A 14,670-nucleotide genomic window follows, 5' to 3' on the forward strand; every position below is an offset into this window, starting at 1 on the left:
ATTAGGTATAGTGATTTGATGCCTATCAAAAAGACGGTCCTCGGCTTTTTTGTAGCGATCGCGTGTTCCGGCGCGGTCCTTGCGTCGGAGCCCCCAACCAGTGCCATGGATGAAACGCCGCCCGCGTCCGTCTTTGAGCGTTATTCCGATTCGATTCGCTCCCTCGTTGATCGCAGCCTGAACTTCCTTGGCGTGCCTTATCGCTTCGGAGGCACGAGTCCGCTTACCGGTTTCGACTGCAGTGGCTTTGTCGGCAAGGTTTTCGCCGATGCGCTCGGTTTCGGCATGCCCCGTACCGCAGCCGAAATGGCCCAGATGGGCGAACAGGTCAATCGCGCCGAGCTCAAGCCGGGCGATCTGGTGTTTTTCAACACCATGCGCCGCGCCTTCTCCCACGTGGGCATTTACCTCGGCAACAACCAGTTCGTACATGCCCCCTCGTCCGGCGGCGTCGTTCGCGTCGAGGACATGCGCATCAACTACTGGGCCGCCCGCTACGACGGCGCCCGGCGTGTTCTGCCCAATTCCCAACTGCGCCAGACCAACTGATCGAGCGCCATCCTGTCCGGGTCCGGCCACCGACGGCCATTTCCTCCTGACCCGACATGATTCCCTGGCTCGGCAACCACCCCGCCTTCCCCCCTGTTTCACGCGCCTTGCGCCAGCCCAACGGCCTGCTTGCCGCCGGCGGCGCGCTGACGCCTGACTGGCTGCTTGCCGCCTACCGGCGCGGCATCTTCCCCTGGTTCAACGATGGCGAGCCCATCCTGTGGTGGAGCCCCGATCCGCGCATGGTCGTTTTTCCCGACCAGATCCGCATCACCCGCTCGCTGCGCAAGACACTCCGCAACGCGGCATACGAAGTCCGCCTCGATCACGACTTTGCGGCCGTCATCCGCGCCTGTGCCGAGCCCCGCGAGCCAGGCGGTGGAACCTGGATCACACCCGCCATCCAGGCCGCCTACATTCGCATGCACGACATGGGCTACGCCCACTCCGTCGAAACGTACATGGATGGCGAACTCGTCGGCGGCCTGTACGGCATGGCGCTCGGCCAGGCCTTCTACGGCGAATCCATGTTCAGTCGACGCACCGATGCCTCCAAGATTGCCTTCGTTCATCTGGCGCGCTTCCTTGAACAACGGGATTTTCGCGTGCTAGATTGTCAAATGACCACTGCCCATCTGGCGTCGCTGGGCGGCCAGGAAATTCCCCGCGCGGTTTTCGTGAAGATGCTCGAAACGCTCACTCGCGAAGAAATGCCCCCCGCCCGCTGGCCGCAGAACGGAGCCCAAGCCCCCTGGAACTGAACTGGCAATGCTCAAGGACTATCCCTACTCCCTGCTGCAGTTCTACGCCACCGCGCCCTACGCGTGCTCCTACCTGCCCGACCGCCAGGCACGCTCCCAGGTCGCCACCCCCAGCCACCTGATCGACACCCCGCTGTACAGCGAACTGGTGCGCACGGGCTTTCGCCGCAGCGGCATATTCACCTACCGGCCCCACTGCGACGCCTGCCGTGCCTGTATTCCGGTGCGCATTCCGGTCGCCAGCTTCCAGCCCAAACGCAGCCAGCGCCGCGCCTGGAGCACCCACGCCAACCTCCAGCCGCGGGAAATGCCCCTCGAGTTCATCGAGGAGCACTACGTCCTCTACCAGCGCTACCAGGCCAGCCGCCACGCCGGCGGCGGCATGGACCAGGACAACCGGGAGCAATACGCCCACTTCCTGCTGCAAAGCCACGTAGACAGCCGACTCCTCGAATTCCGCGAGAACGGCATCCTGCGCATGGTCAGCGTCATCGACTGCCTCACTGACGGGCTGTCCAGCGTTTACACCTTCTACGACCCGGACATCCCCGGCGGCAGCCTCGGCACCTTCGGCGTACTGTGGCAGATCGAAGTCTGCCGCGAACTCGGCCTGCCCTATCTCTACCTTGGCTACTGGATCCGCGAAAGCCGCAAGATGGCCTACAAGGCCCGCTTCCGCCCGATCGAAGGGCGCGTCGGTGGGCAGTGGCAAACCCTGTCCGACAGCGACCTCTCCACACTCGACTGAACCTCCCATGCACACCACTCTCCGGACGCTGTGCTCGGTGCCGCTTCTCGCCTGCGCCTTGACAGCCCATGCCGCTCCCACCCTCGACGACTTCAGCACTGCAGCGCACCGGGACTGGCTAACGCTGTCCGGCGTCTCCCACCACTTCCAGCCCGAGCGTCGTGACTGGCGGGAATCCAATCCGGGCATCGGCCTCGAACGCGAATTCACCGGCACGCCGTGGGTCGCCAGCGCCGGCTACTTCCGCAACAGCTACGACCGCAACACCTTCTACGTCGGCGGACGCTGGATGCCCCTCGAAGCCGGCCCCTTCCGCTTCGGCGCCTTTGGCCTGCTCGCCACCGGCTACCCGTCACCCATCCTCATCCTGCCCGCCGTATCGGCACAGGTCGGCCGGGTCGGCGCCAATCTCATCGCTCTGCCCAATCTACCCGGCTATAGCGGTTATCTGGGCCTGCAGATCCGCCTGGCGCTCGACTGAGCGAACAAAGAGCGCGAAGAAACAGCACTTTGTCGCACTGCGGTAGAATGCCGGATGCTCTACGAACTCGCCCGCCCCGTCCTTTTCTCCCTTGATCCGGAGACCGCCCACGAAACCGCCCTGGCCGGCCTGAACCTTGCCGGGCGCCTGCTGCCCGCCGGCAAGCCGCTGCCCGCCAGGCCCGTCGAAGTGATGGGCCTGCAGTTTCCCAACCGTATCGGCATGGCTGCCGGCCTCGACAAGAACGGCGAAGTGATCGACGGCCTCGCGCGCCTCGGCTTCGGCTTCATCGAAATCGGCACCATCACCCCGCGCGCACAGCCCGGCAATCCCAAGCCGCGCATGTTCCGGCTGCCGGAAGTCAAGGGCATCATCAACCGCATGGGTTTCAACAACCACGGCATCGATGCGCTGATCGGCAACGTGGAAGCCATGAAGTACAAGGGAATCCTCGGCATCAACATCGGCAAGAACGCCGACACCCCGATCGAAAAGGCAGCCGACGACTACCTGTTGTGTCTCGACAAGGCCTATCCGCTGGCCAGCTACGTCACCGTCAACATATCCTCGCCCAACACCAAGAACCTGCGCCAGCTGCAGGGCGAATCCGAACTCGACGCCCTCCTCGGCCAACTCAAGGCGCGCCAGACAGCCCTGGCCGACAAGCACGGCCGCTACGTGCCAATCACCCTCAAGATCGCCCCCGATCTCGACGACGCCCAGATCGTCAACATCGCCGACGCCCTGCGCCGCCACCGCATCGACGGTGTCATCGCCACCAACACCACGCTGGCCCGCGACAAGGTGCAGGGCATTCCCTTCGGCGACCAGCAGGGCGGCCTGTCCGGCGCGCCCTTGTTCGAAGCGTCCACCGCCGTTGTCGCCGCACTCGCCAAGGCCTTGCAGAACGAGCTGCCGATCATCGCTGCCGGTGGTGTTTTCGACGGCCGCCAGGCCCGCGCCAAGCTCGACGCCGGCGCCAGGCTGGTCCAGGTCTACAGCGGCTTCATCTACCGCGGCCCGGCCCTGGTCCGCGAGGCCGTCACCGAAACCCGCGACTACGCCTGATGCATTTCACCCGGGTCATCGCCCTGCTCACAGCAGGCTTGAGCCAAAACCTGCCGGGACGGAATAATCCCGGCCTTGCCCTTCTCCAACTCCGGCAGCCATGACCAGCTACCTTTTCGTGATTCTCGGCGCTGTTCTGGTGAACAACGTCGTTCTTGTCCGGATTCTCGGCCTGTGCCCCTTCATGGGCGTCTCCAGAAAACTGGAAACAGCCGCCGGCATGGGCGCCGCGACAACCTTCGTACTCACCCTCGGCTGCGGCACCAGCTACCTGGTGGATCACTACGTACTGATGCCCGCCGGCGTCGAATACCTGCGCACGCTGGCCTTCATCGTCATCATCGCGGCCATCGTGCAGGTCACCGAACTGGTCATCCAGAAGACCAGCCCGGTGCTGCACCAGGTGCTCGGCATCTACCTGCCACTGATCACCACCAACTGCGCAGTGCTCGGCGTGCCGCTCATCAACGTCGCCCTGCACCACGACCTGCTCGAATCGCTGCTCTTCGGCTTCGGCAGCTCGGTCGGCTTCTCCCTGGTCCTCGTCCTCTTCGCCGGCATCCGCGAGCGCCTCGACGGGGCCGACATCCCCGTTCCCTTCAAGGGCACCGCCATCGCCATGGTCACCGCCGGCCTCATGAGCCTGGCCTTCATGGGCTTCGCCGGCCTCGACAAGTACCACTGAGCCCCGCGCTCCCCGGAAAGAACCATGTTCACCGCACTCTTCGTCATGACCGGCATCGCCCTCGTCCTCGGGGCCGGGCTCGGTTTCGCCGCCATCAAGTTCAAGGTCGAAGGCGACCCGCTGGTCGACAAGATCGACGCCATCCTTCCGCAAACCCAGTGCGGCCAGTGCGGCTTTCCCGGCTGCCGACCTTACGCCACCGCCATTGCCGGCGGCGAGGCGGAGATCAACCAGTGCCCGCCGGGCGGCGAGGAAGGCATCCGCAAGCTGGCCGACCTGCTCGGCCGCGAGTTCAAGCCCCTCTCCGAAGAGCACGGCGTCGAAAAGCCCAAGTCCGTCGCCATCATCGACGAGAACACCTGCATCGGCTGCACCCTGTGCATCCAGGCCTGCCCGGTGGATGCCATCGTCGGTGCTGCCAAGCAGATGCACACCATCGTCGCCGCCGAATGCACCGGCTGCGAGCTATGCCTTGCCCCCTGCCCGGTGGACTGCATCACCATGGAACCCATCGCTGAAACCGTAGACACCTGGAAATGGCGCTACCCGGTTTTCCAGATCGCCCCGGCCGCCCTCGGCACCGCCCGGCAAGAGGCCTGACATGCTGCGCAAACTCTTCAAGTTCCACGGCGGGGTCAAGCCCCAGACCAACAAGGAACGCTCCACCACCGCCCCGATCGCCGCCGTCCCGCTGCCCGATCGCCTTGTGATCCCGCTGCACCAGGCGGTCGGCGGCCATCCGCGCCCGCTGGTCCAGCCCGGCGACCGCGTCTTCAAGGGCCAGCGCATCGGCGGCGCCGACGGCAACCTGTCGTCGGCGGTGCACGCCTCCACATCCGGCCTGGTGCGCGACGTCGCCCCCGCCGTGATGCCGCACACCTCCGGCCTGACCACCCTGTCGGTAATCATCGAACCCGACGGAGAAGACCGCTGGGGCGAACTCGACAAGGTCAATTACCGCAGCACGCCCCCCGACGAACTGCGCGACTTCCTGCGCGACGCCGGTGTGGTCGGCCTTGGCGGTGCCGTTTTCCCCAGCTACCTCAAGCTCAAGCCCGGAAAAGAAGGCAAGCTCAAGACCCTCGTCATCAACGGCGCCGAGTGCGAGCCCTTCATCACCTGCGACGACATGCTGATGCGCGAGCGCGCCGGCGACATGCTCAAGGGCATCCTGGCGATGCGCCACATGCTGCAGGCTGAAGAAGTCCTGATCGGCATCGAGGACAACAAGCCCCAAGCCGTCGCCGCCGTGCAGGCCGCCATCGCCGCCAGCGGCCAGAGCGGCATCGAAGCCGTCGCCATTCCCACCCGCTATCCGGCCGGTGGCGCCAAGCAGTTGATCCGCGTCCTCACCGGCATCGAAGTGCCCCACGGCCGGCGCTCCACCGACTTCGGCGTGCAGTGCTTCAACGTGGGCACCGCCTTCAGCATTTACGAAGCCCTCGAACTGGGCCGTCCGCTGATCTCCCGCCTCGTTACCGTTGCCGGCAACGTGGATGCCCCGCGCAACTACGACGTGCTCATCGGCACCCCGATGGATCACCTGGTACGCCTGGCCGGCCCGCGTGCCGACACCGACCGCTACATCATGGGCGGTCCGATGATGGGCGTGCGCCTGCCGGCCTTCGACGTGCCGGTGGTCAAGGCCACCAACTGCATCCTGGTCGGTAGCGAGGCCATGTTCCCCGCGCCGGCGCCCGAAATGCCGTGCATCCGCTGCGGCGAATGCGCCAAGGCCTGCCCGGCCGACCTGGCGCCCTTCGAGCTGTACTGGTTCTCGCGCTCGAAGAACTTCGGCAAGGCCCAGGAATATCACCTCTTCGACTGCATCGAATGCGGCTGCTGCAGCTTCGTGTGCCCCTCGCACATTCCGCTGGTCGATTACTACCGCTTCTCCAAGAGCGAAATCTGGGCCCGCGAACGCGAAAAGGAAGCCGCCGACGCGGCCCGCGACCGCTTCGAGTTCAAGAATCACCGCCAGGAACGCGAAAAGCTCGAAAAGGCCGAAAAGCTAGCCGCCAAAGCCGCTGCCACCCGCGAGAAAGTCGCCGCCGACGGCGCCACCGCACCCGCAGCAGGCAGCGATGCCGCCCCGGCTGCCAAACCCGCCCCCGACGCCGCCAAGCGCGCCCTGATCGAGGCCGCCATGGAAAAGGCCCGCCAGCAAAAGGCCCAGGCCGCCCCCAGGAACACAGAGCAACTGAGCCCTGACGTGCAGGCCGAAATCGCCGACATCGAGGCCCGCCGCGAGATCGTAGCCAAGCCTGCCGCCTCTCCCCTGCCGCCCCAGGACGCCTGAGCCCTGTCGCCCACACACATCCGATGATCAATTCCCCCTTCGTTCGCAAAGCGGCCAGTGTCCAGAGCGTCATGCTCCAGGTGCTGCTCGCCCTCGTGCCCGGCATTGCCGCCTACGTGTGGTTCTTCGGCGCCGGCATCCTCGTCCAGATCGCCATCGCCTCGGCCGCCGCGCTGGCCGGTGAAGCGGCGATGCTGGCCATCCGCGGCAAGCCCAAGGCCATTTTCCTCACCGACCTGTCGGCCGTTGTCACTGCCTGGCTGATCGCCCTCACCTTTCCGCCCATCGCCCCCTGGTGGCTCACCGTCACCGGCACCCTGCTGGCCGTCGTAGTGGTCAAGCAGCTCTACGGCGGGCTCGGGCAGAACCCCTTCAACCCGGCCATGGCCGCCTTCTGCCTGATGATCGTCGCCTACCCGGCGCTCATGTCCCAGTGGCCGGCGGCCGGCCAGCTCGATTTCAAGACCCAGCTCGACCTGATCTTTGGCGGCCTGCGTCAGGTGGACGCGATCACCGGTGCCACTCCCCTCGATGCCCTGCGCACCGCCCTGCGCGCGGCCGCCAACCCCGACTCGCAAGTCCACGGTCTGCGTGCTGCCCAACTGATGGACGGCCCGGCCTTCGGCTTCCTCGGTGGCAAGGGCAGCGAGTGGATTGCCCTTGGCTACCTGGTCGGCGGCCTGTGGCTGATCCAGCGCAAGATCATCACCTGGCACATCCCGTTTGCCTTCTGTGCTGCCCTGCTGGTGACAGCCGGCCTGCTGTGGGGTGTGCGGCCGGATGCCTTCGCCTCCCCGGTCTTCCACCTGGCCTCCGGCGGCGCCATGCTGGGTGCCTTCTTCATCCTTACCGACCCGGTTTCGGGTGCCACCACGCCCCGCGGCAAGCTGCTCTTCGCTGCCGGTGCGGCCATCCTCACCTACGTGATCCGTACTTTCGGGGCCTACCCTGACGGCATCGCCTTCGCCACCCTGCTGATGAACATTCTCGTGCCGATCATCGACATGAAGACCCAGGCGCCGGTTTTCGGCCACAAGAAGGATTGAGGCTGCCATGAGCGAAACCACCGCCCTCGGCCTTTCCGCCCGCACCGGCGCCGTCATGGTGGGCTTCACCGTGATCTTCACCGCGGTCATGGCCTACACCTACGAGGCCACCAAGACGCAGATCGCCGCGTCGGCCTCGGAAGAAAAAATGAAGCTGCTCACCGAAGTGCTGCCGGCCTCTGCCTACGACAACGCCCTGCTCGACGACTACGTCCAGCTCGGCCCCACCGGCGAACTCGGCCTCGACGACGGCGGCCGCATCTACCGCGCCCGCAAGGCCGGCCAGCCCGTCGCCCTGCTCATCGAAAGCGTCGCCCCCGACGGCTACAGCGGCCGCATCGAGCTGATCGTGGCGGTGCGTGCCGATGGCAGCCTGTCCGGCGTGCGCGCCGTGGCCCACCGCGAAACCCCGGGCCTCGGCGACTACATCGACCCCAAGAAGGACAAGAACAAAAAGTCCCCGTGGATCACCCAGTTCGGCGAGCTAAAAGCCGCCGACATTCCCGGCTGCAAGGTCAAGAAGGACGGTGGTCAGATCACCTACCACACCGGCGCCACCATCAGCGCCCGTGCCGTCACCAATGCCGTAGCCCGCGCCGCCCGCTACGCCACCGAGCACCAGGACCGCCTGTTTGCCGCCAAGAGCGGCGGCCCCCTCTGACCGGATACCCGAGCCATGGACTTTCAAGCCTATCGTGACATCGCCTGGAACGGCGTCTGGAAGCAGAACACCGGGGTCGTCCAGATCCTCGGCCTGTGCCCGATCCTCGCGGTCAGCAACAACATCGTCAACGCCGTCAGCCTCGGGCTGGCCACCATCCTGGTCATGGCCCTGTCGAACCTGGCCATCTCGGCCCTGCGCAATTTCATTCCCTACGAAATCCGCATCCCGGTGTTCATCCTGATCATCGCGGCGCTCACCACCGTCGTTGACCTGACCTTCAACGCCTACCTCCACGAGCTCTACCTGGTGCTCGGCATCTTCATCCCGCTGATCGTCACCAACTGCATCGTGCTGGCCCGCGTCGAAGCCTTCGCCGCCAAAAATGAACCCGGCAGCTCGACCATCGACGGCATTGCCATGGGCATCGGCCTCACCCTGGTGCTTGCCGTGCTGGGCGCCATGCGTGAAGTCGTCGGCAGCGGCACCCTCTTGTCCGGCATCGACATGCTCTTCCCCGGCGCCCAGCCGATCAGCCTCTTCGGTGATGACTACCCCGGCTTCCTGGTGGCCATCCTCCCCCCCGGCGCCTTCATTGCCCTGGGCTGCCTGATCGCCGGCCGCAACTGGCTCGAAGCCCGCAAGCTGGCGCGTGCCCATCGCGCCGCCGCCATCGCCCCCGACACCCCCGCCGAGGCAGGCTGAAGCATGGCCGACATGCGCCTCGCCGCCGTGGCGGAAACCTTCCACCGCCTGCAGGGCGCCAACCCCACGCCGACCACCGAACTGGAATACGCCTCACCCTTCCAGCTCCTGGTGGCCGTCGTGCTGTCGGCCCAGTCCACCGACAAGGGCGTCAACATCGCCACCCGCAAGCTCTTCGCCCTGGCCCCCACCCCGGAAGCCATGGCCGACCTGGGTGAAGCCGGTATTGCCGAACAGATCAAGACCATCGGCCTGTTCCGCAACAAGGCCAAAAACACCGCCATGCTGTCGCGCCAGTTGCTCGAGCGCCACGCCGGCGAAGTCCCGAATGACCGGGCCGCCCTCGAAGCCCTGCCCGGCGTCGGCCGCAAAACCGCCAACGTGGTGCTCAACACCATCTTCGGCGAACCGACCATGGCCGTGGACACCCACATCTTCCGCCTCGCCAACCGCACCGGCCTGGCCCCTGGCAAGGACGTGGTCGAAGTCGAAAAACGCCTCGTGCGCCGCATCCCCAAGGAATACATGCGCGACGCCCATCACTGGCTCATCCTGCACGGCCGCTACGTGTGCACCGCCCGCAAGCCCAAATGCGGCGAATGCCTCATCCGCGACCTGTGCCTCTACCGCGACAAGACGGAATAAGACCAATCATGTTCGACCCCTCCCGAGAGCAGGCCCGGCAATTCTTCGTGGACGCCTGGCGCAAGCACAAGAACCGCGAAATCCTCACCCAGATGGAAGTGATCGGCGCCGACCTGGTCGCCCACCACCCGGAATACCATTCGCTGCTCGAAGCCACCGACAGCGTGCAGAAGGATTTCAGCCCCGAGGACGGCCAGGTCAATCCCTTCCTGCACCTGTCCCTGCATCTGGCCATCGAAGAGCAACTCTCGATCAACCAGCCTCCCGGCATCCGTGAAGCCTTCGAACAATGCCAGGCCAAACACGGCGACCGCCATGCGGCCCTCCACGATGTCCTCGAAGCCCTCGGCGAAACCATCTGGCGCGCCCAGCGTGACAAGGCGCCCCTTGATGGTCTGGCTTACGTCGAAGCCGTCAGGAAGAAAGCCGGGAGCTGAAACCACAGCCAGGCTCATGGCCGGCGTCAGGCGCTCGGCAGAAATCCTCCACACCGGGATGAAAATCATCGAGCGCTAGACAGCAATCATCAAGGCCTGCACACGCTTCATGCAGGCCTTGATGAAAATCACCGAGCCTCTGATGAGAGTCACTGAGTCCCTGATGAAAATCATCAAGGGCTGAGTGATAAGAATCAACCGCCTGACGCCATGCACTCAGGCCCTGATGATTTTCATCAAACCCCTGACAAGTATCGTCAGGAAGGGCATGCAAGGAGCTTGTGCGTCACTTTCTGGATCTGGCAGGCCGATGACAGTGCAGTTGCCAACACCTACCTTGATGAGAATGTCGACATCATCGACCGCCATCAACGCTCACCACGCACGATGCGCACAATCTCCCGGGCAATCCCTTCCGGCGACAGGACAAAGTCGATGCAGCCAGTGTTGATTGCGCTCTCCGGCATGTCCGGCTGGGTGGCCGTGTCGAGTTTCTGGGCAATGGTAATGCCGCCCGCTTCCTGAATGCCGCACAAGGCGGCGGCGCCGTCGCCGTCGTAACCCGAGACGATCACGGCAATCAGCTTGCCGTCCCAGCATTGGGTCAGCGAGCGCAGGAATACCGTGATGACATCCGGCCAGCCACGCGGCTTGGATATCGGGGTCAGATGAAAATCGCCGTCTTCCACGTGCAGATCCCGATTGGCCGGGATGATGAAGACCCGGTTTGGGGCGATCTGCAATTTTTCGGTGATCAGCGCCACCGGCATCGACGTAAAGCGGGGCAGAACCGTGTGGAGCTGGGTCGGCACCATCGTGATGTGATTGACGATGACGATGGCCACCCCCATGTCGGCTGGCAGGTTCTGCAGCAGCCGGACATAGGCGTCGAGACCGCCGGCCGAACCACCCACACACACGATCGGGAAGTTTTGCATGGCGATGGTCACCGGATAAGAATCAAGCCTGTGCGGAGTCTGCGTGTGCCAGCTGGTCGGCAAACTGGTGATTCACATCCCGGTGCTTGGCCTCATCGGCACGCACGGCAATGATGACCTCACGCAGGCGCGCATCGGCAGCCAGCTTCCAGTATTCAATGGCGATGGCGGGCGCCGGAACGTCCGGGTAGGTGCCCTGGGCCACGCCAGCCAGGTATTCGGTGTAGCTGTACACCGCCTCTTCCTCCAGGTAGCCGACGAGCCGATGGGCCGTTCCCGGCGAGAGGAGATAGAGCAGAAAGAAGAAGTTGTAGAAGGCCCCTTGCACCACCAGGATCAGCAGGCGTTCGATCCGCGACGGCTGGGCAATCTCGATGAAGGTCATCAAGTGCATGCGCTCGTTTTCGGCCTCGTCGAGGAGCACGCGAATCCAGCCGTGATCGCTCTCCATGCGGCGCAGGGCCCGCAGATGCTGCAGGGCCCCGCCGACTATGCCCGGCACGCCGGCGATCGTCTCCAGCACAACCGCGCGGTGGCCGTAACGTCGGGCAAAGAAGGTGTCCGCAAAAAAACGCAGGAACTTGACGAAGCCATAGGCCACCCGGTCACGGACATTCTGCGGATCGTGGTGTTGCCGCTGGGGAGGCGGGTCAGGCGTGGTGAGGGCGGAGGTCGGGAGCATGCTGCTCTTGTATTCCGCCGCATCGAACCCGTCGGTACGCCGGCGTACACAACGGCGCCCTCACTCGTGCCGCAGCGCCTCGATCGGGTCGAGCCGCGCAGCCCTTCGTGCCGGCACGTAACCAAACACCACGCCAATCGCCGCCGAGAAGCCGAAGGACAGCAGGTTGATGGCCGGGTTGAACAGGTAGGGCACGTGCATCAGGGCCGCACCGCCAATGGACGCCAGCGTGGCCAGCAGGATGCCGATGATGCCGCCCAGGGACGCCAGCGCCACCGCCTCGATCAGGAACTGCAGCAGCACCTCCCGCTCCAGCGCGCCGATGGCCAGGCGGATGCCGATCTCGCGGGTCCGTTCGGTGACCGACACCAGCATGATGTTCATGATGCCGATGCCGCCCACCAGCAGGCTCACTGCGGCCACCGCGCCGAGCAGGCCGGTCATCACCTTCGTGGTGCCCGACAGGGTCTCGGCGATCTGACGGGTGTCCATCACCGAAAAATCGTCGTTGTCGCCGGCGCCGATGTGGCGGCGCTCCCTCATCAGCCAGCTCACCTGATCCTTGGCAATGTCCATCGAGGCGTCGTCGCGCACCGAGATCATCAGCGAGGCCACGTCGATGGAGCCGGTGAGGCGGCGTTGCACGGTGCGCAGGGGCATCACCAGCAGGTCGTCCTGGTCGTTGCCCATTGTCGACTGGCCCTTGGAGGCCAGCAGGCCGATCACCTCGCAGGAGAACTGCTTGACGCGGATCTGCTGGCCCAGCGGGTCCTGGCTGCCGAAGAGTTCGCGGCGGATGGTTTCGCCGATCACGCAGGCGGCCGCGCCGGCCCGCTCTTCGGCTTCGTTGAAGATGCGCCCGCTGACAATCTGCCATTTGCCGGTGGCAAACCAGTCGCGCGTGGTGCCGGTGACGCCGGTGGACCAGTTGCGCGCCATGGCCACCAGGGTGACGCTCTTGTTGGTCACCGGCACCACGGCGGCAAGGCCGCTGACCTGCGTTTTCAGGGTCTCCACGTCGGCCACCTTGAAGGCGGCGGCGCCGGCCGAGTCGCGCCCGGGTCCCAGGTGCTGGCCGGGGCGGATGATCAGCAGGTTGCTGCCCAGGCTGGCGATCTGGTCCGACACGGCGCGGGTGGCCCCGTTGCCCAGGGTGACCATGGTAATCACCGCCGACACGCCGATGACGATGCCGAGGATGGTCAGGAAGGAGCGCATCAGGTTGCGGCGAATCTCGCGCAGGGCGAGCAGCAGGGCATTCCAGATCATCAATGGGCTCCCGGTACCACGCCGGCCGGGGCCGCGTTGCGGATGTCGCTCTCGACCTTGCCATCCACCAGCCGCACGATGCGCCGGGCGTAGGCGGCCATGTCCGATTCGTGGGTCACCATCACCACGGTGATGCCCTTGTCGCGGTTGAGGGCGACGAGCAGATCCATGATTTCGCGGCTGCGCTCGGTGTCCAGGTTGCCGGTGGGCTCATCAGCGAGCAGCAGGGACGGGTTGGTCACCAGTGCCCGGGCAATCGCCACCCGCTGCTGCTGGCCACCGGACAGCTCGGCCGGCGAATGATGGCCCCAGCCTTCCAGCCCCACCGCCGCCAGCGCGGCGCGGGCCGCGTCATGGCGGGCTTCGACAGTCTCGCCCCGGTACAGCAGGGGCAACTCGACGTTCTCCTGCGCCGAGGTGCGCGCCAGCAGGTTGAAGCCCTGGAAGACGAAGCCCAGCGCGTGGCGGCGCAGCAGGGCGCGCTGATCGCGGTTGAGGTCTTCGACACGCAGGCCGCGAAAGCGGTAGCTGCCGCCACTGGGCGTATCGAGGCAGCCGAGGATGTTCATCATCGACGACTTGCCGGAACCACTGGGCCCCATGATGGCGACGAACTCGCCCTCCTCTATCGTCAGATCGACGCCGCGCAGAGCCTGGAAGGCCGCCGCGCCGGTGCCGAAAGTACGGGTGACGCCCGACAGCACGATGAGCGGCTCGCTCACTTCTGCACCGCCAGCGCTTCGATGATCACCGGCGTGCCGGCCGGCAGGGCCGCGTCGCCATCGGCCGGACGCACTTCCGATACCTGCCCGTTGGTGCCCAGGATGCTCACCCGGACCGGCGCCGGCTGCCCGTCCTTCAGCACCCACAGGGTCTGGCTGCCATCCTTGGCAATCACCTCGGAGGCCACCTTGGGCTGGTTGCTGCTCGGCGGGCGCGGCATCAGGCTGGCCAGCAGGCTGCGCTTCTGCACATTTCCGGTGGCTGGCGGCGAGAAGCGCAGGGCCGTGTTGGGCACCAGCAGCACGTCCTTGCGCTGAGCGGTGGTGATCTCGGCAGTGGCCGTCATGCCGGGGCGCAGCAGCAGCTCGTCGTTGGTGACCCGCAGGATGGTCAGGTAGGAGACCACGCCATCCTTGGTCTGGGAGCCCCACCCGACCCGCGTCACCACCGCCGGAAACAGCTTGCCCGGCCAGGCGTCCACATGGAAGCGGGCACCCTGCCCGTCCTTCACCTTGCCCACGTCGGCCTCGTCCACGTCCACCTGCAACTCCATGCGGCGCAGGTCTTCGGCCAGGGTGAACAGCACCGGGGCGGTCATCGCCGCGGCCACGGTCTGGCCCGGTTCCACCTTGCGGGTCAGCACCACCCCGTCGATGGGCGAATGGATGGTGGCCTTCGACAGGCTGATCTCGTAGGTGCTGAGCAGTGCCCGGGACGAGGCCACTGCCGCTTCGGCGGCCCGCTGGTCGGCCACCGCCCGCAGGGCCGTCGCTTCACCGCCATCCAGCTCGGCCTTCGACGGCACCTTGCCGCCCGACAGGCGGGCGACTTCCTTCAGGCGGGCCAGGCTGGCGGCGCTTTCGGCCACGGTGGCTTCGGTCTGCCGCACCTTGGCCTGGGTCGCCGCCAGATCGGCCTTGGCCTGGCGCACCTGGTCACGCAGCTTGGAGGTATCGAGACGGGCCAGCACCTG

The 14,670-nt window shown here is 65.7% G+C and carries 18 protein-coding genes; 13 read left to right on the forward strand and 5 right to left on the reverse strand.

The window, feature by feature from the left end:
* Positions 1-105 precede the first annotated feature (105 nt).
* The 13 genes from ETQ85_RS17150 (at position 106) to ETQ85_RS17210 (ending at position 10,085) form a co-directional block, all read left to right on the forward strand.
* On the forward strand, positions 106-549 hold the full coding sequence (locus ETQ85_RS17150; protein ID WP_246128797.1) for a C40 family peptidase: 444 nt from the start codon (positions 106-108) through the stop codon (positions 547-549).
* Positions 550-605: 56 nt separating this feature from the next.
* Positions 606-1,310, forward strand: a complete 705-nt coding sequence (gene aat, locus ETQ85_RS17155) for a leucyl/phenylalanyl-tRNA--protein transferase (protein WP_148580303.1) — start codon at positions 606-608, stop codon at positions 1,308-1,310.
* Between the two features lie 7 nt (positions 1,311-1,317).
* Entirely contained in the window at positions 1,318-2,058 is a 741-nt protein-coding gene (locus ETQ85_RS17160) for an arginyltransferase (protein WP_148580304.1), read from the forward strand.
* A gap of 7 nt (positions 2,059-2,065) precedes the next feature.
* The gene (locus ETQ85_RS17165; RefSeq protein ID WP_148580305.1) at positions 2,066-2,539 is read left to right on the forward strand and encodes a hypothetical protein; all 474 of its coding nucleotides are present in this window, start codon (positions 2,066-2,068) and stop codon (positions 2,537-2,539) included.
* A gap of 54 nt (positions 2,540-2,593) precedes the next feature.
* On the forward strand, positions 2,594-3,607 hold the full coding sequence (locus tag ETQ85_RS17170) for a quinone-dependent dihydroorotate dehydrogenase (RefSeq protein WP_148580306.1): 1,014 nt from the start codon (positions 2,594-2,596) through the stop codon (positions 3,605-3,607).
* Between the two features lie 100 nt (positions 3,608-3,707).
* Entirely contained in the window at positions 3,708-4,292 is a 585-nt protein-coding gene (rsxA, locus tag ETQ85_RS17175) for an electron transport complex subunit RsxA (RefSeq protein ID WP_148580307.1), read from the forward strand.
* A gap of 24 nt (positions 4,293-4,316) precedes the next feature.
* Positions 4,317-4,892, forward strand: coding sequence for an electron transport complex subunit RsxB (gene rsxB / locus ETQ85_RS17180; RefSeq protein WP_148580308.1), 576 nt, complete (start codon positions 4,317-4,319; stop codon positions 4,890-4,892).
* A 1-nt stretch (position 4,893) separates the two neighbouring features.
* A complete protein-coding gene (gene rsxC, locus ETQ85_RS17185) occupies positions 4,894-6,591 on the forward strand; it encodes an electron transport complex subunit RsxC (RefSeq protein WP_148580309.1) in 1,698 nt (565 codons plus the stop codon).
* A 23-nt stretch (positions 6,592-6,614) separates the two neighbouring features.
* A complete protein-coding gene (locus tag ETQ85_RS17190; RefSeq protein WP_148580310.1) occupies positions 6,615-7,637 on the forward strand; it encodes an RnfABCDGE type electron transport complex subunit D in 1,023 nt (340 codons plus the stop codon).
* Between the two features lie 7 nt (positions 7,638-7,644).
* Positions 7,645-8,298 carry an electron transport complex subunit RsxG gene (rsxG, locus tag ETQ85_RS17195; RefSeq protein WP_148580311.1) on the forward strand — a complete coding sequence of 218 codons (654 nt, stop codon included), beginning with the start codon at positions 7,645-7,647 and terminating at the stop codon, positions 8,296-8,298.
* Positions 8,299-8,313: 15 nt separating this feature from the next.
* Positions 8,314-9,003 (forward strand): electron transport complex subunit E, encoded by a 690-nt coding sequence (locus tag ETQ85_RS17200; protein ID WP_148580312.1) that lies wholly within the window; start codon positions 8,314-8,316, stop codon positions 9,001-9,003.
* Positions 9,004-9,015: 12 nt separating this feature from the next.
* Positions 9,016-9,648, forward strand: coding sequence for an endonuclease III (gene nth, locus ETQ85_RS17205; protein WP_148580332.1), 633 nt, complete (start codon positions 9,016-9,018; stop codon positions 9,646-9,648).
* An 8-nt stretch (positions 9,649-9,656) separates the two neighbouring features.
* Positions 9,657-10,085: a DUF1841 family protein gene (locus ETQ85_RS17210; protein ID WP_148580313.1), complete on the forward strand. Its 429-nt coding sequence runs from the start codon at positions 9,657-9,659 to the stop codon at positions 10,083-10,085.
* Between the two features lie 368 nt (positions 10,086-10,453).
* On the opposite strand, the gene ETQ85_RS17215 is transcribed toward ETQ85_RS17210, so the two are convergent.
* The 5 genes from ETQ85_RS17215 to ETQ85_RS26285 form a co-directional block, all read right to left on the reverse strand.
* Positions 10,454-11,023 carry a chemotaxis protein CheB gene (locus ETQ85_RS17215; RefSeq protein ID WP_148580314.1) on the reverse strand — a complete coding sequence of 190 codons (570 nt, stop codon included), beginning with the start codon at positions 11,021-11,023 and terminating at the stop codon, positions 10,454-10,456.
* A gap of 22 nt (positions 11,024-11,045) precedes the next feature.
* On the reverse strand, positions 11,046-11,705 hold the full coding sequence (locus ETQ85_RS17220; protein ID WP_148580315.1) for an alternative oxidase: 660 nt from the start codon (positions 11,703-11,705) through the stop codon (positions 11,046-11,048).
* A 60-nt stretch (positions 11,706-11,765) separates the two neighbouring features.
* Positions 11,766-12,974, reverse strand: coding sequence for an ABC transporter permease (locus ETQ85_RS17225; RefSeq protein ID WP_148580316.1), 1,209 nt, complete (start codon positions 12,972-12,974; stop codon positions 11,766-11,768).
* Complete coding sequence (locus ETQ85_RS17230) at positions 12,974-13,696, reverse strand: ABC transporter ATP-binding protein (protein WP_148580317.1); 723 nt, start codon at positions 13,694-13,696, stop codon at positions 12,974-12,976. Before ETQ85_RS17230 ends, ETQ85_RS17225 begins: the two co-directional genes overlap by 1 nt.
* Positions 13,693-14,670: efflux RND transporter periplasmic adaptor subunit (locus tag ETQ85_RS26285; protein WP_187394747.1), on the reverse strand; the 978-nt coding region annotated here is incomplete at its 5' end. The genes ETQ85_RS17230 and ETQ85_RS26285, both read right to left, overlap by 4 nt.

Origin of the sequence: Zoogloea oleivorans (assembly GCF_008107625.1) — a bacterium.
GTDB lineage: Bacteria > Pseudomonadota > Gammaproteobacteria > Burkholderiales > Rhodocyclaceae > Zoogloea > Zoogloea oleivorans.